This is a genomic window from Delftia sp. GW456-R20 (genome assembly GCF_001622915.1).
In the GTDB taxonomy this organism is placed as follows: domain Bacteria; phylum Pseudomonadota; class Gammaproteobacteria; order Burkholderiales; family Burkholderiaceae_C; genus Comamonas; species Comamonas acidovorans.
This window is the reverse complement of the sequence record NZ_LWCN01000002.1, coordinates 1-20,576: the sequence shown is the minus strand read 5'-3', so window position 1 is coordinate 20,576 and position 20,576 is coordinate 1. Positions and strand designations below refer to the sequence as shown.

Below are 20,576 nucleotides of genomic sequence, written 5' to 3'. Positions count from 1 at the left end.
CCGGCGTGCTTCGCGCCCCTAGTCACAGCATCAGGAAGCTGTCTGGCTACTTGGTGATGTTGGGCGAAATTCAACCGCTTGCCCCTATCTGAGGGTAGAGCCTCCGAGGGCGGGGGTCAAAGACGCGTCTTGACGACGCATCATTGACCAAAAAAAACCGGCCAACAGGCCGGTTCAACAAACTACCGCGTTAAGGATGGGCTCTGCTTGATAGGCCTTTGTAGCGTTTGCTCCTTTGCAGTCTGGTGCATCACTGCGGTTTCTATCGATTTTTCTACGTGAAGTCTAAAATTATCTTTAGCCTGAGGTGACTTAATACTCTGGGCTGACAACTCAGAAGCGTGAAGCCTTATTTCAGCTTGCCGGTGAGGAGTGAAATCCAAAACCTCTGCTTTCCCCGTCATTGATCCATAGACGAACTTCATGATTTTCCCCTCGGCAGAAACATCAGGAATTGTGCCTTCAAGCCTACGAATATCATGAGCCACTACAGAGTTTCGCCCCGTCTGTTGTACCAGATGGGTCTGCGTTTGCATGACAATAGGTCCTGCATACTCGTTCATTACCTTTGGCTGCAACACTCGGGCACCAGGGGTTCCAATTATGCTTTTGGCATAAACTGAATCCACGCTACCCAGAGGCTCACCAATAGAAATGGCTCTCTTTGCCGCAGAAGTAACGTCAGGATCTTTTTCTATTTCTGCACGGTAATGAATATTATTGCTCGCACGAAGCCCAATATCACCTGCTTGATAATACTTGATGGTTTGGTGTTCAGCATCGTGATATTCTTGAATATCACGCTTTGCTCGCACAACCGCCATTTCAGGGGACATTGCCCGAGCGCTTTCAATCATATCGCGCATGCCTTCCTCAAACTGGACAGTCTTCCTGTCTTCCTTTGCGCTGATTTTTTGAGATTCCGTAGCCATAAAAACTCCAATGCTGAATTCAGACGTTAATAGATTATTCAATAAATAGAATTATCTGGACCGTTCTTGTTCGCGTTGTTGTGTTTTCACCGGCTGTTGACGTGGATTCGACGGCGCACGGGACTGAGCGATTTTCTCGGCATTCATCGCTTCTATATGTTTCAGGAAAACCAAACGGGCTTGAGGTGTCTTAATTGCTTGCTCCGCGTAGGCCTGCGCATCTTTTAAAATCTCACCAGCACGAACCTGGGAGAAAGTCAAAACTTCCGACTTGCCATCCATCAAGCCATAAGAAATTTTAATTACTTTGCCTTGTAGATCACCGCTTGCGTTTAATTTTGTGATTTCCGCACCATTCTCTAAGCGGCTAATGTCATGGGCGACAACGGCATTTTTGCTAGCCTGCTGGACGATGTGGGTATCAGTCACCATCACAATTCTGCCAGCGTAATCCGTGAAAGATTTAGGAAGGTATACCCGCCCTGAATTCGTTCCTGCACCGGCAATATCTTTCGCCTCGCGCCAGTCCGCAACTGGCATGGACGAACCAACCGTTAAAGCGTCTTTAATGCCCTTGGAAAGCTCTGGAACTAATTCAACTTGCTTTCGATAATCAGGATTTCTCTGAGCATACAAACCCATCTCTACTAGGTTATCTTTTGTTATCTCAGAACTCATGTGGGTCTTGAACAGTTCAACAGCCTCACGTGAGGTCATAGATTCTGCGTGCTCGAAAATTTCCGTAGCATTAAATGGCTTCATTGCGAATGGCATAAGATACTCTCTGGTGAGTTGGTCGGTTAGCGCACCCCTGTTTCGCGGAGGCGAAACTCAAAATAAGAAGGATGAGCTACAGCTAGAAGCTGCAGCTACATTATCTATTAAATTGTTGAATAATGAAAGAGATTTCAGTGATTCTGCAATAATTCATCAACTGAACCGCTTTCAAAGCGCAGCGCTTCCTCAGTAGTTAGCGCGGGAACCTCATCCAATTGCTTGGCAAACTCGATGTATTTTCGCGACGCGAGCTCAGCAATTGCTTCGTCACGATCTTCTGCATTCGTACTGTCATCATTGATACCGAAAAGAAGCAGATCAGTAGGAAGCTCCTTAAATTGTGAATTCGGTAGTGCCGTCGCAGTCAGAAAAAAATCACTCCGGGCGACTTGGCTATGGTAGGCGGTCCAATTATCCAAGGGCTTCCTTATTGGTAGAGGAACCTTGCGAACTTCATCACCTACACGAACTTCATGCATTGGCACAGCTTTGAATCGCTGCAGAAAGAAATCGTCGTTGTAATAACGAATCTTGTCCGCGAGAATGACGGGTATCCCTGCTCTTACAACCAGCTCCTTCTCCTTGCTCATCTGTCTCACTTCCTGAGGAAGCATTACAGCCCGGGCAGCCAAGTTTACTGTCTCTGACAATCCATAGCGACCAACATTCAGGGCACCTATATTTGATCGCTGCTCACTTGTAGAGTCGACTGTGTCGTTTCCGATCAGCTTAGAGTATTCTTCTGATTCGCCAATAGTTGACGGAGTAAAGTGGACAGTCGCCCCCATATTTGCAATTATGTTTCTCGCGTCTTCTTTACTATAGACAGATTCTAGTTGTGACTTGTCCTGAATGATAAGTGCCAACCGCATGTTGTAACCAGCGATATAACCAACGCCTTTCGCAATTATTTGAACCTTCCCCATTGCTGTAAATTCGTCTAACATCAATAGGCATTGATATTTGAGCGCGGGATTTTGTTCTGGCAACTCCTTTACGTTTTCATTGATGAGCTGAGAAAAAAATAGATTAACGATGAACCCTGCCTGCATTATTTCGCCTGCAGGAATACACAAATAAATACTCATCTTCTTCCTGCGAACATCTCGTAAATCGAAGTCGTCAGCAGAAGTGGCTTTGTCAACAATAGCATTTGCCCATGGTGATAATGGTGCAACTAGGGTGGCTAATATTCCTTTTAATACAGTCTCACTGTTCGTGAGGAATCTATTGAGAGAATCTGTGCATGTCCGAGAAAATGGATTTCCAGTACTCTCTTGGTATTCAATCACCCCTCTGAGATATTCCGCAATGTCTCTCCCTTTTCCGGAAGCTTGGCGCAAGATTTCTCCAAAAGTCTTCGGCAACCCAGCAGACTCCAAGATCATCAAGCCTAACCCGACAAAGAGGTTACGTGCAGAGGATGGCCAAAATGGATCCTTTTCACTGTCCGGATATAGGAGTACCGCCAAAGCTAGCAAATCATTTGCACGAGAATTCGGATTGCTTGATACGTAGCTAAGCGGGTTCCATCGATGGGTTGTTTCAGAGAAAGGATTGAAATACCAGACTTCATTTTCCAAATGTTGCCTGCGAAATGCAGAAGTGAGATTGAAGTTTTCCTCTTTGACATCTAGAACAACAGTAGAGCCTTCAAAAGTCAAAAGATTTGGAATTACAAAACTAACACCCTTACCTTGCCTGGTTGGAGCAGCCACCAGTACAAATTCATAGCCAGAAAGTCTGAGTAGCCGACCTTCGTGTTTTCCTAGAAGAATACCTTTGGGAGAGTATAAAGACTCCTTTTGTATATCTTTTGAATCGGCTAAGCGCGCTTTACCATGCAAATCCTTGGGCCTCTTTCGACGTGTCATGAGCAGGCTAAAAGGAACACCAAATACGAGAAAAACGGCAAAACCAGCACAAGCTGCAACTTTTCTTTTAGTTTCTTTGTCGGCCGCTTGGATCCAAGCATGTTCAATAGACAGGAATCTAGCTTGGCTAGGATTTTGCCGATAAGATGCAAATAATATATAGCCTGCCAACATGTTCGCAGCAGCAAGAAGGGATACAAAAAGTGAAGCAGCGAAGAATATCTTTGTAATGACCTTTGCTATATTAGTATTCATTCTTTAGCCTCCTTTTTTCCTTCGGGTCAAAATATATCTCCGATATATGCCTATTGCCGTTTGGTGGATTTTGGAACTGGACAATCACATCAATAGTCAGATGCAAAAGACGTTTGATAGTCGTATAGTCGAATGTCTGTCCATTAGGGGACTTCTTTATAAGACCTGTCATCCGCTCAAATGCTTCTGCTGGGCTTCCGGCATGAACGCTTGTGATACTACCGGCTTGGCCACTTTGGCAGGCCTCAATAAACTCAAAACACTCATCGCCTCGTACTTCAGCAACCAGAATACGATTGGGCTTTGCGCGCATGCATGCTTCGAATAATTGTTTTGAGGTTACTTGCGCAGAACTCTGTCCACCCTTTGAATACAGCAGGTGTACGGTATTGGGTTGATCAACAAACAACTCTCTCACATCTTCAATTGAGATTAGCCGCTCATTGTGGGGGATCTCCTTGATCAATGCCTTCATAAATGTTGTCTTCCCGGAGCCCGTTTCGCCGGCAACAACGATATTCATACGGTTCAATACCGCTTCCTTCATGAACTCTGAATACTTTCTTTGGTTCAGAAGATCAAGAAGTAACTCTTCCGTAGGAGAGACTTCCTTAGAAGCCGGTTTGACAGAGCTAAACAAGCCAGCGGCTTCAAAGTCATTCAAGGATCTAGTAACAGCACTAGGTAATCTCAATGTTAGAGAAACAGTGCCCTCTTCTACGGACGGAGGACGAATTAGCTGTATACGTTCTCCACCGGGCAGCGGCGCAGAAAGAAGAGGCAAGGTTGGATCCCATTTTTGTGCCGAGAACGTTCCAACGGCAGTCCCCAGAGCGATGAGATGCTGAAACGTTACGGCGGGAATTATTTCACTATTCCAGACTCCATTTTTTTCATAATGAACAATGCCAGGCTTGTTGACCGCTATTTCTGTAACTTCTTTGTCTTCCATTAGCTCTTTAAATGGCGCTAGAAATAGTTTTACAGATTGGTCCCGGCTCGACTGTGGCTGAATAGTTCCGAGTCCCATTTTTATCGTTTCATTACGTTATAAACACCATCAAACCAAAGATCACGGTTCACCAGGACCATCAGTCTTTCCCCTCTGTTGCGAGTGAGTGTTGGCGGTATGTTGATTGTTGAGTCCAATACCTTTTCCGCGATGCTTTTTGTCGTTGTTGTTGTTGCTGTATATGGTTGGGTAGATCCATTAGCTCCAGCAGCTTGAGCACCCGATTTAGCGGTTTGGAGCCGTATAACGTCGTCGATCATAGAAAGTAGAAACGCCGCGCCAATTCGTTGCATCCAATGATTGTCAACATCGCCAGAAACCCCAACTGTGCCAATTGAGTCTGCAGCAGGTGAATCAACGTCAACCACTATCCCATTTGGTGTTTTTATTCTGGACCAAATGATGGCAATCCGTGCGTCTCCTGGCTTAAGCGTGCTCTTATACTCGCCGTCAATTGTTGAGCCACGTTCTATAAGAACAACTTTGCCGTTATCGGAGAAAATGTCCTGCGATACGACGCATTTGACTGGCCCTGCGACGGTGGAGTTAAGTTGAGTTTGAAGAGTGCAGGGTATAGAAGCGCTTTTAGCCAGAAGATAGTCTCTGTCGCCAAGCATGGTTGCTAGTGCTTGAGGAGTCTTGGTTACGGGGCCTTGGCTCTTATTTGCAAATGCTTGCACCGTCTTTGGCCTTTGCTGCGTATTACCAGCATTTAATCCTGCCGATAGACCTGCTGCACTCGGGCCCGCCTCGGGACCGCCTACAGCGCTTAATCGCTTTGCTATCTCTATTGCTTCATCTTCAGCAGACTTCGCGTCCGCGATTTGCTCGCTATCCAGCATCATGGAACGCCGTGTTGGAGATGCTGCAGCTGTAACCGGAGCACCTGTCATGGCTGGCGTGGTAATCACTCCGCTTGGCACAGTATCTCGTGGTGTGCTTGTCGCAACCACTTGAATTGGTGCAGTTTGGTCTTCGGTCACCGGGAATGTTTCGGGCAGCGATGCTTCGAGGTCGAAAGTCTTCTTTCCTCGATGTTGCGATACGTCTTCAGCCCCCCTCTTTTGATTAGCTTCTCGCTCAATTGCTGTGTTATGGAGATATGATTTAATTTGGAGGACGCCAAGTCCAACAGCACCGGCAATTCCAAAGAATACTGCGAGCAGAATATACACCCAGCGTCTGCTTTTTCTGCGAACCGGCTCGGCGTCAAACTTGGCGGGTGGGCCGACTACCTCAATTGGGGTGTCTTCCAAACGTGTTTCTTCGGTATTCACAGCTTGCCTCATGGTCTTATTTCACGCTTGATGGATTGAGACGTGGTGCCGCGTTCTGGCGCAACTCCTTCCACATCGAATGCTTCGTTAAAGATTCCAAGCACGTTTCCTGCAAGACGTAGTGTCCACATGGGGGATACTGCCTGCATCACAATAAAATCACCTTCGCGATGTGAATTCACGATCCATTCTTCAGTTGAGTCAGGAACGCTCCGGTAAATAACTGGTATCTCAAGATTGTTCGGAAATCTAAAATATGTAAATCGGCCGTCATCAAATACTTCTCGCGGCCGAACGTCACTGCTTTCGGAGACAATCTGGAGAGAGTATTCTCTATTTCTTTTTGAACTTACTTTTGGTGAAGCTGCAGGTTCTACCACTGATGGAATTGGAGACGGGACGGCAATCGGCTTTATGGCCGGCTTCGGGGAAGCAGGAAGATCAACAACAATTCTGGCGATTCGGTTTTCAAAGTTATCTTTTGTTGCTGTTACAGGAGATAGATCGAAGATAAACGCACGGGACTTTGTAACGGCTGTTAGTTGTATTGGCTTCGCGTCTTTCATTGCACGTATGAAAATTCGATGACCACGCTTAACTATCTCCCAAGTTTCTTGATCTGGATTACCACGTACCAAGGCATCTATTTCCTCGTTACCAGGCAATTCAACAAGTACGGGGCTGTCAACAACTGCAGGAACCCTTGTGGCCCTTTGGTCGCTGAAAGGCACCCTCACCGTTCTATCTGTCTCAGATAGGTAGGGAGTTGACAGAGAAAAAGAAGAGTGTGCAAGTAGCAACGAAAATATTAAAAGCTTGTTCATTTCTGCCACCCCGGTGCGTCCGTTGTGAGCTCGGGATCGATCTGGTAGCCCGTAACTGTGAATCCCAATGGATTTTGTACTAGATCATTCTCCTTCCTTAGAACTTGGCTTTTATATTCATACCGAATTAACGCAACCCAACGTGTAGTTTTGGATTCGCCACCCGTTCTAACTTCTTGTTGTGTTTTCTCGAAGCGTACTGTTGCAAGGTTTCCACCAGTTATTGACAAGGATATTATTTTTGGAGTTATTTGTACTTTATCAAGATACCTCTTTTCCAAGGAATTTGGCCCATCGAAGCGTGCTGCATATTGGTTATACACCTGGTCGCCTGCAAGAAGCTGGACTGTGTCATAGTCCATTTGCAGCAATCTATAGTTATAGCGTTCGTGCGATAAAACGAATTTGTTAACCCAATGTTTGTCATTAAGTTCTGTTGTATTAACAAAATCTTTTACCGTGGCGCCTACTGATACTTCGCCAGTTTGCTTGTCTACCGTATACATATACGGCACAACAGATTTCAAGGGAGTGAGTACAACTATTGCAGTGGCCTGCAAAGCGATAACACCGACTGCGAAATAAAAGCAACTCCATCCTCTTCGCTCTGATTTGCGTAGAACCAAGTTGATATCAGAGTCCCAGCTGTAATCGCCTCGCTCGTTGGAGCCATGAGCTTGAGAATCTTCTTTTTTCTTGATAATGTTCTTGAAATTCATGTCGATCCTTATTATTTCTTACGGCGACTATTTCCGCGCGAAGGAACCGGGCGACTGGCCCCCCCACGGGATGGACGTGAGGCACTAGAGTTAGCGACACTCGCGCCCTGGTTCGGTGAAGCTCCCGCGCTTGCAGGCCCGGAGGACGGCTGTGGGGCTCCGGTTATCGTGCCTGTGCCTGCCTGGACGTGAGCCGTACTCTGTCGCCCCATGTTGAACGCGTTGCCCATGCCATAGCCTGAACGGCCCGTCATGGGGTTGTGTCCGCTCATGGCATGGCCAAAGCCCTTTGCTGTTGTGGCGGCACGCTCAGCGGCCTGAGACGCAGAGTGACGCATCCCAGCGGTCGCCTGTAGAACCCGGGCTCCAAGAGTTGTTCGGCCAGCTGCAGCACCCGCCCCTCGCATGGCGTTGCCTGCTGCGCCCATAACTGCTCCACCAGCAAATGCGCCACCTCGACCGGCACCGCTTGCTGCAGGCGCTACAGAGCGCATGACCGCAGCGGGGCCAGCTAACGAGATCCCGACACCGCCTACCAGGTCGCCCGCGACTTGTGCGGCGCGAAGAATGAGAAATACCAAAATCCCGGCCGTGGCAAATGATGTTGCAGCGACTCCAATAAAATCGGAAGTCTCGGTGACGCCTAGCAAACCCTTTGCAAACTTCTGAATCAGACTATTTGATAGTCCAATAACGACACTAATTAATGCAGCAGTGATCGTGTATTTAAGTACTGCGCTGAGCCAAGAATCGAAAAACCGCGCGGTTGATTGAAAAGCGAAACATCCAACAAAAAGAGGTCCAAGGCCAAATATTAATGCAAGGCTTGCATCTATCATTAACAAGTTGATTGCTGCAACAACAGCATAGAATAGCAATCCAAACCCTATGACTGCCATGCACGCATAAATAAGAACGCCTTGGAAGTTACCATTCATAACGCTTATTTGCTGATTCGCAAATGGAACTAAATTGGCCAATGCATCCAGTCCATCAGAAACCGCTGAATCCAGGGCGATATAACTATTATCACCTTTGGCACCGAACACGGCCGCTAGATCTGTGCGTAGTTCCTTAAAAAAGCCTACGACCGTACTAGAGTATGCCCCTCCTATCAACGCAATATTTAAGACAAGAAATGGCCTCGCAACTTTCGCGAGCGCATCTAGAAAATACTGATGACCACCAGCGCCGCGAATGACTTCAAAACCATAGATCATTAACGTTAACGTCACTCCGGCTAGAATAATGGGAGAAACCCAACTTACCAGCTCAGAAGACTTTTCGACCAAGTCCGTAATGGTAGGAAGAATGCGACTCTGAAGGGAGTCAAAAATTGTGAAGGCCATATATATAGACTCGTTACGGCTATATCCTTTTAAAAGTTAGTTTTTAAAAGGGTCAAAGCCTGCTTTCGAGGTTAGCGCTTTTTGGCCAAGCTCTTTAATCTGTTGAGCGACCAGGTCTTTTTGCAGTTGCTGATTCTGCAATGCCATATCCATCAGCATTTTTTCATTTTGAAGCATAGCGGTTTCAGCCTGAATTCTATTTGTCAAATCCGCCGCTGCTTTGGCATCTGTTGTGTCAATGCTAGAAAGCATTTGCTGAAGCTTCGTTGCCCGCTGTTCGGATCTTTTGACAGAGTCTTGGACCATGGACAAAGTCGTCGGTGAAGAGTACGCGTCTGCTTCGCAGAGTTTGCGCATCTCTACATTTGTGGGAAATTGCAAGTCGCAGCCGTGTCTTGATATTGCGTCATAAATGCGTTTCGCATCCTTACTAGCCGCTGCTGCGCCCAAGCTTCGGATTGCATCTGCAGTTTTCAGGAGCTCAGGTGGCAGCGCTTGTCTGATGCCGGTCATGTCCAGTAAGGTGGACATCCCACGTGAGCCGGTGAGCGATTGCAATGTTGCTTTAGCCTGGACAAGCTGGTTCTTGGCAGTCTTCACCTGCTCTATCAGTTGTTGCAAATCCTTTGCATGTGCCTTTACAACCAGGATTGTTTGTGCGATGGATGCTGTATCAATAACCGGGATACCACCCGCGCGAGGCGCTTGCACAACTACCAATGACAATGCAATTACAAATGTTCTCGAAAATTTTGGAATGTTCATTCGTTTTCTCCGTTGGTAAATGGTTGTAGCCAATCGGCTGGATCGTCGCCGAGACGCATGCGCAATCGCTCTAGTCTTTCCACGTTATCCGTTGAACCGGATATAACCCGTAATTCATCATTGAAACCAGTCAGATCAAGCTTTGCGATTGATACAGTATGACCTTGCTTAATAAGAAACATCCGGCTGTTTTCTCCGAGACTTCTTACTACTTCAAATTCTGATTCTGTCAGTTTAAAGCCTTCGATGTAATCGCCTCGGTCAGCCGCTGGGTTTGGAAGAAATATGAATGTTGCCGTCTGCTCAATTAGAACTCGCGCAATATCGCTTTGCAGCGTGTCAGAGGGGCTTTGGGTCATGTAGACGCCAAAGCCGTTCTGCTTTCTAATTGTTTTCTGCTTGTTCTTGGCAAAATCTTCAAAATACTTGACGCTAAGAGCTTTCCAGTATTCATCCATGAAGAATGCAAACCTTCTGCCATCAATGAGCTTTTCCACACGGAACATCAAATACATCATGATGGCAGGACACGTGTTCGGATCATCTAAGATTTCCGTGTAATCAAAGCCATAAGGGCGCCCCTCTTCAAAAACCAATTCGTCATCTTCGCAGTCAAGAGCCCAACCGTATTGATTTCCCCTTGTCCATTTGAGAAGTCGATCAGAAAGATCGTTGCCGGAGCCAGGTGGCAGGTTCTGAAGTACCATCTCAAAACCGCGCATTTCGACTGGAGCCATTGCAACAGCGTTCACGGCGTGAGTTATTTGCGCTAGTTCTTTTGGTGAGTGATCTGCATCATTCATCAATGTGCAGAATACAATTAAATCATTCCAGAATTGGACGTTGTCAGAAGTTGCTTCCATTTTGAAAGGATTAAAGCCAGTTGGCTTATTCCGTTCCATGGAGAGATATTTTCCGCCTATTCCTCTAATGGCGATTTCGGCACCACGATCCTTATCAAAGAATACAATCTGCGTACCGTACTTGAGTAGATTCATCAAGAAAAACAGTGCGATCACTGTTTTACCTGCGCCTGATTGCCCAATGATCTGAGTGTTGCCGAGCGCCTTTTTCCCTGTCGAATCATCTTCCAATGGCGTATTGTGGAAGTTGAAATACACGGGTTGTTGCGCAGGCGATGATAGGATAGTGACCGCTTCTCCCCAGGGATTGCCGTCACGCTTTCCTGCCCCAAAATTGTGAAGGGCACACAAACCTGTGAAATTACGAGAGCTCAGCTTGGCCGTGCGTGGGCGATGACGAAAATTTCCAGGAAACTGCGCCGCATATGCATGATCCACGATTAAATCAATGCTAATTCCAAGGAATCCGGCTCCAGACAGTTGATCAATAGCCATGGCTCTGGCCTGGCGAACTACATCAGGATTCAGGCCCTTAACCTGCATCGTGTAGTGATATTCACCGAGAGAAAAATTTCCGGATTGAACTTGATCCATCGCTTCTTCGATGGCATCAATTTGGCTAACTGCTTTGTCCTGGCTGCTGATTAGTTGATTTCTTTGCCGCCTCAGTGCCTCTAATGCACTCAGCGTAGTCATTGGAGAAAATGAGTGTGTCTCCACGTATTCGCAAGGAAGGCCAAGCATTCCATTTAGAATGCCTGGCTCTGAATAGTCAGAGTAGTCTTTAATGTCAACAAATGCGGAATAAATTGATCCGTAGTGGTCGCGCGTTTCCATTATTTGATCGCCCCACAGCACTCTGGAGGTGGGAAGCTGGCGATATAACGGAACTTGCTTTGCTGGGACTTTCTGCCAGCTTCCATTTATCAGATATGCATAGAATTCCCGCTGTCCGCTGTAGACGACGCGGTTCTCTTCGTAATCCTCAAGTCGATCCACGCCATATTGCTTCAGTGAAGAGGAGATCTGTGTGTCCACACCATTCATCACCTCTATAGCAGCTAGTTCTTCTTGTCGAATATCTTCCAAAGACGTGCCTGGTCGCCGTATTGCTCGGGCGGCAGCGGTAGGGAAGGGGCGGTACAAAATCGTTATATAGAGCTCTGTGACCATCATGCCGCTCTCGCCCAGTTGTCCGTAGTATTTCTCCATGAGCGAGTGTGCGAATCCGTTGGGCGGTGACTCCAGGCGGTCCATGAGTTCACGACGAACACGATGAACCCAGAACGCATATTTGCCGTTCGATAGCGAACGCACGAACACATTCAAGGCATCCATCCGTGTCTCGATATCGTGATCGCTCAGTCCCTCAAACGGGAGCCCCTGTAGTTGCCACGTTGACAGGTAGTCACCGTTCTTTGTCGTGACAACGGAAGGTGTCAGCGCATTCGCGAAGGGAATGTACCGAGACAGATTGTCGTCACGGGCAGCGCTCAACTTTGAGTTGAAGAGATTCTTGAATGCGTCCATGCTTATTTATTCCTCGGAGATATGCACGTTTACACGTTCATGAGGCGAAGCACAATGTGCTCCCCACTTCGCCCGATTTCTCCGTGATTGAAACCAGCTTTCAAGCTGCTTTCCTTTTTGCAATAAACGGTGAGGGTCATCCGCAGATGCAAATCGCAATATGGCAAATATGAAAATACCTGCCAGTAATAGGATGAATCCGGCGTACCCGCCGATTAATATAAATGCCCACATGCTAACTAGTACACAAATTAGCATCAGGGCAAGCAGCACCATTTGAGGTACGCCTAGCCAAAGTACGGGGCGCGTGGCCCCTTTAAAGATAGGATCGCGCAAGGCTAGCCTATGAGCATCGATGCGATGCCAGAGGCTGCGCCAACAAGTACACCTCCCCAAAAGACTGGCGCCACGTCTTTCCATTGAGCCGCTTGAAACGACATCCGGAATCCCACAAACATGACGGCGATTGTGATGATGACGACCCCTACACTGAGAAGCCAGTTTGAAATAGTGGTAAGCGAGCTTTTCGCCTTCTCCAGCTGCGCAAAAGCCGGGGAGCTTGCAACCAATACATATGCGACAAGCATCTGCTCACGCAGTCGCATAGCCCTGGTGGAGAGCTTTTTAAAATTTGTCATTTGAGTTTAGGGTATCGGTTTCATTCAACAAACATAGAGGATCCTAAATGGATCCTCCCCTTTTTCTCAGCGTTCGGCCATTTGGCCGATACGCCCAGAACCTTTGCCACATAGCCTAATTGCGCGCCCTTTTCAAAGTGGCCACTGTAATAACAACTAAGGGCTGCATGAATCGATGTATACATGCCTGGAGTTTGCGTAGTGGCATAGCCAGCACGTTTTGCGCGCCTGTGGCAGTCTTCCAAGACGCCGGCTCCAGCCTTAAGATTCGCGCACACATCAAAGCCTGTAGCGATATTTTCTTTCCAACCCAATCGGCCAAAGTGGATTCTGTTTATTTGGCTTGTGCCTATCGAGTAGTTATAGCCGGCTCGCTCAAGGAACCGCACTGTGCTGACCGCTTCAGCAAGTGTTTTGGGTTGGCGTTCCAAGCGTCCACCAACCACACCAATCGCAAACGGGTTCCCTCCAGATTCGACGCGCACAACCTGTTGCATCAAGACGGGATCGATGTTCGGGGCACATGTCGCAAAGTCCATCTGGGTTCCTTACTTTCAGCAACCATTTTATATATTTTGGATCATTTGCACTACCAAAAGCATAATTTTGGCAGCCTATTTCGCCTCCGCGAAACTTTTTGTACCAGCGTCGCCTAACGTTTCAGAAGTAAAACAAGCAGTAGCAACGTGTTGATGCCGGCGACGGCTGCAATCACCCACAGCCAGCGCTCGAAACCAGCCAGGATCTTCTTGTTGGAGGTCTGAACTTCAGCCTCAGACTTATGCAGCGCTCCAAGCGTCTCCAGCTGTTTCTGCTTTACGTATCCCACAAGTGAAATAGCTGATGCTTTGAATTCATCAATAGATTCTGCTATTGCTGATTTTGTTGCTTCTACGTCCGCAGCAATCGTGGGAATATCGGTTTTTAGCCTCTCCACCTCCTGGACAAGCTCCAATATCGAACCCAGCAGCTCTACGTGCAATGCATCGACCGCCGTTCTTGGAGTGCGCTGCTTTTCGTTCATTAGGTCTGTGGGAACAGGGAATTAAATACCATGTCCATTTCCTTCTGGACACCTTTTGCTAGACGGCTGGCTATTAGTAGCGTTCCGAGAGCCCGCTTCTCATCAGCATCTTTTGTCGCAAGTATTTCGGCCTTCAGATTCCTATCTGAACAGATTGCAGATTCAATGGTTTGGTCTTTTTCTAGCATGGCAAAGACTTCAGTTTCATGAATGGTCGCGTCTAGAGAGACGCACACTCCTACTTTCCCCAGGGTTGTAATTAGCTCTCCAAAGGTGCGTTCGGCATTCAGATCGTCGGGAACTTGATTGAATACGATTTTGATTTTGCTCGGATCAACATCCATAGCCAACATGTCTCTGACGATTTTCAGCGTGTCTGCCTGCTGCTTGTCTGTTGGGACGGTTGGAATAACAAAATAATCAAAGTCTTCGTGAGCATCTCCTTGTTTTTTCAGCTGCTCGAATGCTTGTTCTATATTGGATGAACCGATATCAACTACCGCCCTATCCAATAACATTAGCTCGATAAGAACTTCCTTTATTTCCCGGCCGCGAAAATTAATTTTTGCGTCACCGCCTTCGTTGATCGATTCAACGGGTAGCCATGGGCAATTGCCCATGCGTGGCAATAGGAGATGCTTTGCAATTGTTGTTTTGCCAACGTTGCCAGAATAATTTAGGACCGCGATTTTCATTTGATAATCTTTTATTTTCTTGCTGATTGAGGATTTTCTGTTTCGAGAATTCATTTCTCTGGAGTTCCTTTCCCGGAAAGGCGCTTAAACGGTGATTGATAGCTTGTTATTCCCTTTGAAAGTATTTCAAGTCGCTTTTTCTTCTCGCGCTCTGCTTCGGATTCCTCCGCTGGCTGGAGATGTTTGACGGGAGCAGCGCCTTGTGCCGGTACGACCTCCCGCGAAGCACTTTGCTCGCTTGTTGATGTTGGCCTTGCAGTGCTGCTTGATGCGGTTACGGCTGAAGACGTGGCTACGTACTCGGTGGTTTTTGCTTTTTCGACAAGAGCCGCTGCATCAACAGGCGAGTTGTCGCCAGAGATTTCCTGAGCGCCGGGGTTCTTTGGCTTGGTCACTCGGTTTCGCGGAGGCGAAACCTGGGATGACTCAGGCGCTGCTTCCGCTTCGCGCGAGAAATACGGCGACTCGAAGATTCCTTTATCTACAGCTCGCTGCACTTCTTTACCGGCCGCTTGGGCAGCGACGTTCCCGCTGCCGTACTGTCTCTGAATCCAGACACACAATCCACCATAGGAAATGTTGATTTCTGCACGCTGCACGAACTCAAAAATATCTGTGCGCGCCATGCCGAGCGACACGCACTCTGCAATAAGCATGCGTACAGGGGCCAAGACGCTTGCAGATTTGGGAACCAAGCCGCGCTCTCTTTGGACTGCACGTGCAATTTCTACCAGGCGCGGATCGACGCTCAATTTCTCCCCCAAGCCTGCGTACTTGTTACCAGGTCATTCATGTATAGGTCCTGAAACACCTTGATTCGACAACTGTTCTACGACTAGACATCGTTGATTTGTCGCCATTCTACATAAAATGGATGTAAAAAACATACCAAAACACAAAAAATGGTATGATTTGCCCTTCTTTTGCTCACATCCCAACAGCTATGAAGTTGTTACTGTCGAATGCTTGTGAAGGGGCGTCCAATCATGTCGATTCAGCGTCGAGCACCGTTGATCAAGTGCCGCATGTGTGTGTGTGCCGTGCCATTGCATTGCTGGCATGTCGTCTAGTGCCCGTAGAAACCTTGCACATGGATTACGCACATCCGCAGCCATGGGAAAGAGGCACGTTGGGCAATGTTTACACCTGGCTACGCCAGGTCAACATTGCCCGTGCCAAAGGGTGCCCCTTTGAAACCCTTCGGCTACGCCTCTCGAAAAATGACCAATAACACACCACCGAAGAAGGCGAAAGCACGGCGCGAGAGCGTGAACGTTTCGCACCGGCTTGATGTTCGCGCGTATGAGTTGCTGCTTGAGCAGGCTGCGGCGGCGAGGATGAGCACCCGGGCCTGGCTGGAATCAGCGATCCTGAGCAACAGCACTACCGTTGTCCTCCCGCCGGATGAGGAACTTATTCGTGCCATGCTGTTTCAGGTTTCGCGAGCGGGCAACAACTTGAACCAGATCGCCCACAAGTTGAATGCGCTGGACATGGCCGGGCGCCTCACTCCGGAGCGCTTTGAAAAGGCCATGGCCCGACTTGAGAGCATCCACCAGCTATTGGAATGGGCGGTTCTTCGTGCTGGTAAGAATTAGCTCGGGTGCTTCTGGCATCGCAGAATACCTGGCTACAGGACGAAAAAAAGGCCGTGAATTCGAGCGTGAGCTTATCGATGAACGCTTAGTTCTGGCCGGCGATCTTTCCATAACGGATGCTGTCATAAACAGCATCAGAACTACTCAGCCTGGTGCATCCAGGTATTTGCACATCACGCTTGGCTTTTCCGAACGTTTCACTACAGCAAGCGTTTGCGGCCCTGGTGAAGTGAACTTGGACAAGATGCGGACGGTGGTGGATGAGTATCGCGAGATGCTCATGGCTGCGTATGAGCCCTATGAGTATTGCTGGTATGCAGAGGCACATGTGCCCAAGGTAACGCATGACATTCATGCGACGACGGGAGAAGCCGTAGAGCGGCTTCCGCATATCCATATTGTGTTACCGATGCGCAATTTAGCGGACGGGAAATATCTAAATCCGGCCGGATTTAGTCAACACAACATCAAATATGAACAGGCGATGCAGGAGGTACTGAACATCCGGCATGCATTGCGTAGTCCACTTGACTCCATGAGGACTGAGCCGGTGACCGCTTTAGCCAAGCACACCACCGCCACCGAGCTCGCGGCAGATAGTCCAAAGCGAATTCGAGCCATTCTAGAAAAACTGGTTAAAAGCAAGGAAATCACCAGCTTTGAGCAGTTGATTGAAGTGGCCGGCAAATTTGGAGAGGTTCGAGTTCGGCAGGGGCGTAGTGGGGACTACATAAATATTCTTCCCGCGTGGGCGTCCAAGGGGATTAATTTCAAGGAAGTCTATCGAGCGGACTTCGCAGACCCGAATTTCGCGGAGGCGAAACCTCAACCTAGCGCGCGCCCAGACTTTGAGAGCTTGCTCGACCGTTGGACAACTCAGGTCGCATTAGAGGCGCGCTATGTCAATAGCGCCAACAGGCAGCAGTACCGAGGTTTGAATATGGACGGTCGCCGCGCCTGGTTAAGCCAGCGTAAGGCCCAGTCCATGGCATTGGTAAGGGCCGAAGCAGGGCCCCCAGCAGATCACGAAATCGAGTTCAAGGAACCACATGAACGCACCCCCGAAGAACGAAGCCGCCTTGTCGCGGTCGCCACACTACAGTCCTCTTCTGATGAAGATCGCCGAGGCAGACCGCCCGGATCCTTTGCCAGCGTGCGCGACCTGTCCAGTTGCCCTTTGGCACAGCACGTCCGACCGTTTGAGTTGCTATTGCCAGAGCATGCACATGATGGTCTGGGACCTGGCCGCAGATCCGGTTATGCAATGCGACGGCAGAGAGATGGCGATCGCGAAACTCCAGGAAGAGATGGACAAAAGAATGGCCGAGTAACCTTTACATCGACCATTCGAGATTCTAAGAATCCTAAAGGCTATAGCCCTGATCAGCTAAAGAATGAAACTAGTCCTGTCTTAGTTATAGCCGCTGCTGCTAAACAGTTTGGTATTGATCCGGCGTTATATGAAATTACCAGTGCTAAGGATGGCACTCCTAGAATTCGCCATGCCGATAAACACTTCAATTTAGGGGACTTCTTTACAAAGCATATAGGTATTTCATGGGATAAAGCCAAGGTGGTACTGCAAAAGTGCTATCAAGAAACTCTTGCTGATTCTTTGCCTCCGCCAAATAAAGAATTGTGGGAGGCTTTTGGGAGTTGGCGGAATCAGCAGTTCACAAGATCGAAATTTGCACGCGACACAGCCAAATCTGAACTGTCAGACACCATTGCCGATGCACGCGCCAAATACCGGGCAATCCGGTTGAAAGGTAGAGATTTTCCGATTGCCAGACGACGAGAAATGGTTGCAGTGGCCAGAGCAGAAATGCTTGTGATGATCGAGAAAGCGAGACAGGACGCTTATGAGATAAAGCAAAAACATGCGGTGCCTAGTCGTAATGCTATGTATAGGACGTTTTTGACTGAACTTGCCAATTCCGGGAATCTGGCTGCACTAGGTGAGTTACGTAGATCTGCTAGGCCAGATAATTCTATGAACCCTTTTATTAGTGGAGCGGTAAGTAGAGTTGTATTTCCTCAACCATCATATAAGGTAGATTTCACTGGAAAGGTAACCTATTTTCATAACGAGCAGGCTGTAGTAACCGATTCCATAAGGGGAGTATCGGTAGTGGAAGCAAGCAGAAAATCACATGCACTGGCTCTAAAAGTTGCAGTGGCAAAGTATGGAAGGAATCTTACATTTACAGGGGATGCTGAATTTATGAAAGGTATGTTAGAGGCCGCTAGAGCCAGTGGATTGAGTATAAATATACGAGATGGAGCTAATATAAATGCGCCATTGTTGAAAATAGGACCTGAAGTCAATCGATAGGGAATAAGAAATGGAAATTCGCAGACTATTTATTGGAGAGAAACCAAGTCAAGCCAGAGACTTGGCTGATTATCTGGGAGTGGTGCGTAGGGAAATGGATTTTTCGAGTGCAAAAATAATGATGTTGTTACCTACTGCGTAGGACATATGAAGGAGGCAGCTACGCCGGAACATTATGACCCGCAGCTGAAGTCTTGGAATATTTCAACTCTTCCAATAATTCCCCAACCTGGAAAATGGATCTACCTCGTTAAAGAGAAAACAGCACCTCAGTTGAAAGTCATTGGCGAATTGATGAAGCTCGCCAAGACAGTTGTTAATTTTGGCGATCCAGATAATGAAGGCCAGGTACTTGTTGATGATGTACTAGACCATTTTTGCTGCAAGGTTCCAGTCTTACGTCTTTGGCTGCAGGCGCTTGACCCCGAGGCAATCGCTGCCGGGCTAAATAATCTTCAGCCGAATTCAAATTTCTCGGGTATGCGTGATGCCGGTAGAGCTAGAGGTAAAGCGGATTGGCTTGTGGGCATGAATTTCAGCCGCGCTTACACACTCAATGCAAGAGCGAAAGGCGGGGAGGGCGTTCTTCCAGTGGGCCGTGTTCAGACGCCCACTCTGGCACTAGTTGCAGACCGCTGCAGGGCTGTTCAGAACTTTGTGCCTATCCCATACCTGACCGTGCACGCAAAGGTTGCAGTCGCAAATGGCATTCTGAAAATGCTTTGGCAACCATCGGAAAATCAGCCAGGATTGGATACGGAAGGACGGCTTGTTGATCGTGCTGTCGCAGATAGTCTTGCAATGCGGTTGCAGGGAGTTGAGGGAGCTATAGATACATCCCAAACAAAGCCAATGGTGTCGCAGCCACCACTTCCATTTTCTCTACTTTCGCTGACCGTAGCTGCTTCTAAGGCATTCGGCTATAAGTCAGCGCAAGTTTTGGATGGGTGTCAAGCTTTGTATGAGAAGTACAAAATAACAAGCTATCCAAGAACAGATTGCGGATATTTGCCGGAATCTCAGCATAAGGATGCGCCAGATATTCTGGATGCATTAGCAAATAATATCCCAGGGGTGGCCGGCGCACTTCAATTTACCGATGTAAGTATTAAATCAAAGGCGTGGAACGATGAGAAAATTACCGCCCACTTTGGAATAATTCCTCGGCCGGTGAAAATTGACTTCGCCATTCTTCCAGAACTGGAGGCTAACCTTTATCAACTTATTGCAAGGTCATATCTCGCCCAGTTTTTCCCATTGCATGAATTCTTGGAAACGAAAGTTTCAGCGGTCATTGATGGAGAAACGTTCAAGGCCAGCGGTCGCGTGATAACGATGCCTGGCTGGAAGGTGCTCTATAACGATGAAGAAGATGAGAAGAACCCAGAGTTGCCATCTACTATTTCTGGTGAAGCGGCAACGGCGCTTGAAATAATACGAGAGCAGAAGAAAACAAAGCCGCCGTCTTTATTTGACGAAGCTAGCTTGCAAGAAGCCTTGGAAAACGTTCATAAATTTCTTAGCGATGCGGAAGAAAGAAAGGCAATGGCGAATGCCGAGGGTATTGGGACGCCTGCTACACGTGCCGCAATTATCGAGGAGCTTAAGAATCGTGGACTTCTAGTCGAAGAATTGCGCGGCAAGCGAACATGTCTCATCGCTTCTCAATCCGCATTTAGCCTTCTTGATGATTTACCTGAAATCATTAAAAGCCCAGTTATGGCGGCTCAATGGGAGAAAAAGCTTCGTGCTATTGAGTCAGGTAATTTGTCGATGGATGAATTTGTTGCAGAGCAGTCTGCGTTCATTACAGCGCAAATTGCTTTGATAAGGAAGAATATGCCTATCCCTGTAGTGCATGATTGCCCTGACTGCAAAGGAGGAGAATTGCGGAGAATTCGATATAAGAATAACTATTTTTGGGGATGTTCAAATTACAAGACTGGTTGTCGTTCAACTTTTCCAGACGTTGAAAACAAGCCATATATCCAACAGTGAAGGAGTAAGAGCAATGGTGACCTATAGCAAATACCAGATACAAAAGGCGCTGACAGCCGGTGAACTGCATGAGAAGTATTTGCAGCTGATGATAATTCTTGTGGACATGCT

Annotated in this window: 18 protein-coding genes and 1 pseudogene; 3 read left to right on the top strand and 16 right to left on the bottom strand. The window is 47.7% G+C overall.

Translation table 11 applies throughout. The annotated features are described in order from the left end of the window. Positions 1-182 precede the first annotated feature (182 nt). From A4F85_RS30015 to A4F85_RS29995, 16 genes are all read right to left on the bottom strand, one after another. Positions 183-932, bottom strand: a complete 750-nt coding sequence (locus A4F85_RS30015) for a KfrB domain-containing protein (RefSeq protein ID WP_156516869.1) — start codon at positions 930-932, stop codon at positions 183-185. Between the two features lie 51 nt (positions 933-983). Next, positions 984-1,706, bottom strand: a complete 723-nt coding sequence (locus tag A4F85_RS30010; protein WP_156516868.1) for a KfrB domain-containing protein — start codon at positions 1,704-1,706, stop codon at positions 984-986. Between the two features lie 134 nt (positions 1,707-1,840). After that, positions 1,841-3,838 (bottom strand): type IV secretory system conjugative DNA transfer family protein, encoded by a 1,998-nt coding sequence (locus A4F85_RS29040; protein ID WP_082848058.1) that lies wholly within the window; start codon positions 3,836-3,838, stop codon positions 1,841-1,843. Further along, the gene (gene virB11 / locus A4F85_RS29035) at positions 3,828-4,790 is read right to left on the bottom strand and encodes a P-type DNA transfer ATPase VirB11 (protein WP_197485429.1); all 963 of its coding nucleotides are present in this window, start codon (positions 4,788-4,790) and stop codon (positions 3,828-3,830) included. The genes A4F85_RS29040 and virB11 overlap by 11 nt, the downstream gene beginning before the upstream one ends. A gap of 80 nt (positions 4,791-4,870) precedes the next feature. Beyond that, on the bottom strand, positions 4,871-6,127 hold the full coding sequence (gene virB10 / locus A4F85_RS29030; RefSeq protein WP_197485428.1) for a type IV secretion system protein VirB10: 1,257 nt from the start codon (positions 6,125-6,127) through the stop codon (positions 4,871-4,873). 8 nt (positions 6,128-6,135) lie between these two features. After that, on the bottom strand, positions 6,136-6,951 hold the full coding sequence (locus tag A4F85_RS29025) for a TrbG/VirB9 family P-type conjugative transfer protein (RefSeq protein WP_082848055.1): 816 nt from the start codon (positions 6,949-6,951) through the stop codon (positions 6,136-6,138). Further along, positions 6,948-7,670 carry a virB8 family protein gene (locus A4F85_RS29020; RefSeq protein ID WP_082848054.1) on the bottom strand — a complete coding sequence of 241 codons (723 nt, stop codon included), beginning with the start codon at positions 7,668-7,670 and terminating at the stop codon, positions 6,948-6,950. The genes A4F85_RS29025 and A4F85_RS29020 overlap by 4 nt, the downstream gene beginning before the upstream one ends. 11 nt (positions 7,671-7,681) lie before the next feature. Next, on the bottom strand, positions 7,682-9,019 hold the full coding sequence (locus A4F85_RS29015) for a type IV secretion system protein (RefSeq protein WP_082848053.1): 1,338 nt from the start codon (positions 9,017-9,019) through the stop codon (positions 7,682-7,684). Positions 9,020-9,055: 36 nt separating this feature from the next. Further along, positions 9,056-9,784 carry a type IV secretion system protein gene (locus tag A4F85_RS29010; protein WP_082848052.1) on the bottom strand — a complete coding sequence of 243 codons (729 nt, stop codon included), beginning with the start codon at positions 9,782-9,784 and terminating at the stop codon, positions 9,056-9,058. Continuing rightward, on the bottom strand, positions 9,781-12,177 hold the full coding sequence (locus tag A4F85_RS29005; protein WP_082848051.1) for a VirB4 family type IV secretion/conjugal transfer ATPase: 2,397 nt from the start codon (positions 12,175-12,177) through the stop codon (positions 9,781-9,783). The genes A4F85_RS29010 and A4F85_RS29005 overlap by 4 nt, the downstream gene beginning before the upstream one ends. A 6-nt stretch (positions 12,178-12,183) precedes the next feature. After that, the gene (locus A4F85_RS31340) at positions 12,184-12,597 is read right to left on the bottom strand and encodes a VirB3 family type IV secretion system protein (protein ID WP_082848075.1); all 414 of its coding nucleotides are present in this window, start codon (positions 12,595-12,597) and stop codon (positions 12,184-12,186) included. Then, a complete protein-coding gene (locus A4F85_RS31335) occupies positions 12,516-12,815 on the bottom strand; it encodes a TrbC/VirB2 family protein (RefSeq protein WP_082848050.1) in 300 nt (99 codons plus the stop codon). Before A4F85_RS31335 ends, A4F85_RS31340 begins: the two co-directional genes overlap by 82 nt. 20 nt (positions 12,816-12,835) lie before the next feature. Then, on the bottom strand, positions 12,836-13,354 hold the full coding sequence (locus tag A4F85_RS28995; protein ID WP_082848049.1) for a lytic transglycosylase domain-containing protein: 519 nt from the start codon (positions 13,352-13,354) through the stop codon (positions 12,836-12,838). A 113-nt stretch (positions 13,355-13,467) separates the two neighbouring features. After that, positions 13,468-13,839, bottom strand: a complete 372-nt coding sequence (locus A4F85_RS30005) for a hypothetical protein (protein WP_156516867.1) — start codon at positions 13,837-13,839, stop codon at positions 13,468-13,470. Continuing rightward, complete coding sequence (gene stbB, locus A4F85_RS30000; protein WP_156516866.1) at positions 13,839-14,588, bottom strand: StbB family protein; 750 nt, start codon at positions 14,586-14,588, stop codon at positions 13,839-13,841. Before stbB ends, A4F85_RS30005 begins: the two co-directional genes overlap by 1 nt. Then, positions 14,585-15,286, bottom strand: a complete 702-nt coding sequence (locus A4F85_RS29995) for a hypothetical protein (protein WP_197485426.1) — start codon at positions 15,284-15,286, stop codon at positions 14,585-14,587. Before A4F85_RS29995 ends, stbB begins: the two co-directional genes overlap by 4 nt. 468 nt (positions 15,287-15,754) lie before the next feature. On the opposite strand from A4F85_RS29995, the gene mobC reads away from it, so the two are divergent. The 3 genes and pseudogenes from mobC to A4F85_RS28990 form a co-directional block, all read left to right on the top strand. Beyond that, positions 15,755-16,132: a plasmid mobilization relaxosome protein MobC gene (gene mobC / locus A4F85_RS01100; protein WP_063325382.1), complete on the top strand. Its 378-nt coding sequence runs from the start codon at positions 15,755-15,757 to the stop codon at positions 16,130-16,132. Then, the gene (locus A4F85_RS29990; protein WP_156516864.1) at positions 16,077-18,467 is read left to right on the top strand and encodes an LPD7 domain-containing protein; all 2,391 of its coding nucleotides are present in this window, start codon (positions 16,077-16,079) and stop codon (positions 18,465-18,467) included. Before mobC ends, A4F85_RS29990 begins: the two co-directional genes overlap by 56 nt. 102 nt (positions 18,468-18,569) lie before the next feature. Further along, positions 18,570-20,465: pseudogene (locus A4F85_RS28990) on the top strand (DNA topoisomerase 3); the annotation flags it as partial. Positions 20,466-20,576: the final 111 nt, after the last annotated feature.

Coding starts and splice junctions, on each gene's coding strand:
- A4F85_RS30015 (WP_156516869.1), bottom strand. CDS start 932: ATGGCTACGGAATCTCAAAAAATCAGCGCAAAGGAAGACAGGAAGACT.
- A4F85_RS30010 (WP_156516868.1), bottom strand. CDS start 1,706: ATGCCATTCGCAATGAAGCCATTTAATGCTACGGAAATTTTCGAGCAC.
- A4F85_RS29040 (WP_082848058.1), bottom strand. CDS start 3,838: ATGAATACTAATATAGCAAAGGTCATTACAAAGATATTCTTCGCTGCT.
- virB11 (WP_197485429.1), bottom strand. CDS start 4,790: ATGGAAGACAAAGAAGTTACAGAAATAGCGGTCAACAAGCCTGGCATT.
- A4F85_RS29025 (WP_082848055.1), bottom strand. CDS start 6,951: ATGAACAAGCTTTTAATATTTTCGTTGCTACTTGCACACTCTTCTTTT.
- A4F85_RS29020 (WP_082848054.1), bottom strand. CDS start 7,670: ATGAATTTCAAGAACATTATCAAGAAAAAAGAAGATTCTCAAGCTCAT.
- A4F85_RS29015 (WP_082848053.1), bottom strand. CDS start 9,019: ATGGCCTTCACAATTTTTGACTCCCTTCAGAGTCGCATTCTTCCTACC.
- A4F85_RS29010 (WP_082848052.1), bottom strand. CDS start 9,784: ATGAACATTCCAAAATTTTCGAGAACATTTGTAATTGCATTGTCATTG.
- A4F85_RS29005 (WP_082848051.1), bottom strand. CDS start 12,177: ATGGACGCATTCAAGAATCTCTTCAACTCAAAGTTGAGCGCTGCCCGT.
- A4F85_RS31340 (WP_082848075.1), bottom strand. CDS start 12,597: ATGGAAAGACGTGGCGCCAGTCTTTTGGGGAGGTGTACTTGTTGGCGC.
- A4F85_RS31335 (WP_082848050.1), bottom strand. CDS start 12,815: ATGACAAATTTTAAAAAGCTCTCCACCAGGGCTATGCGACTGCGTGAG.
- A4F85_RS28995 (WP_082848049.1), bottom strand. CDS start 13,354: ATGGACTTTGCGACATGTGCCCCGAACATCGATCCCGTCTTGATGCAA.
- A4F85_RS30005 (WP_156516867.1), bottom strand. CDS start 13,839: ATGAACGAAAAGCAGCGCACTCCAAGAACGGCGGTCGATGCATTGCAC.
- stbB (WP_156516866.1), bottom strand. CDS start 14,588: ATGAATTCTCGAAACAGAAAATCCTCAATCAGCAAGAAAATAAAAGAT.
- mobC (WP_063325382.1), top strand. CDS start 15,755: ATGACCAATAACACACCACCGAAGAAGGCGAAAGCACGGCGCGAGAGC.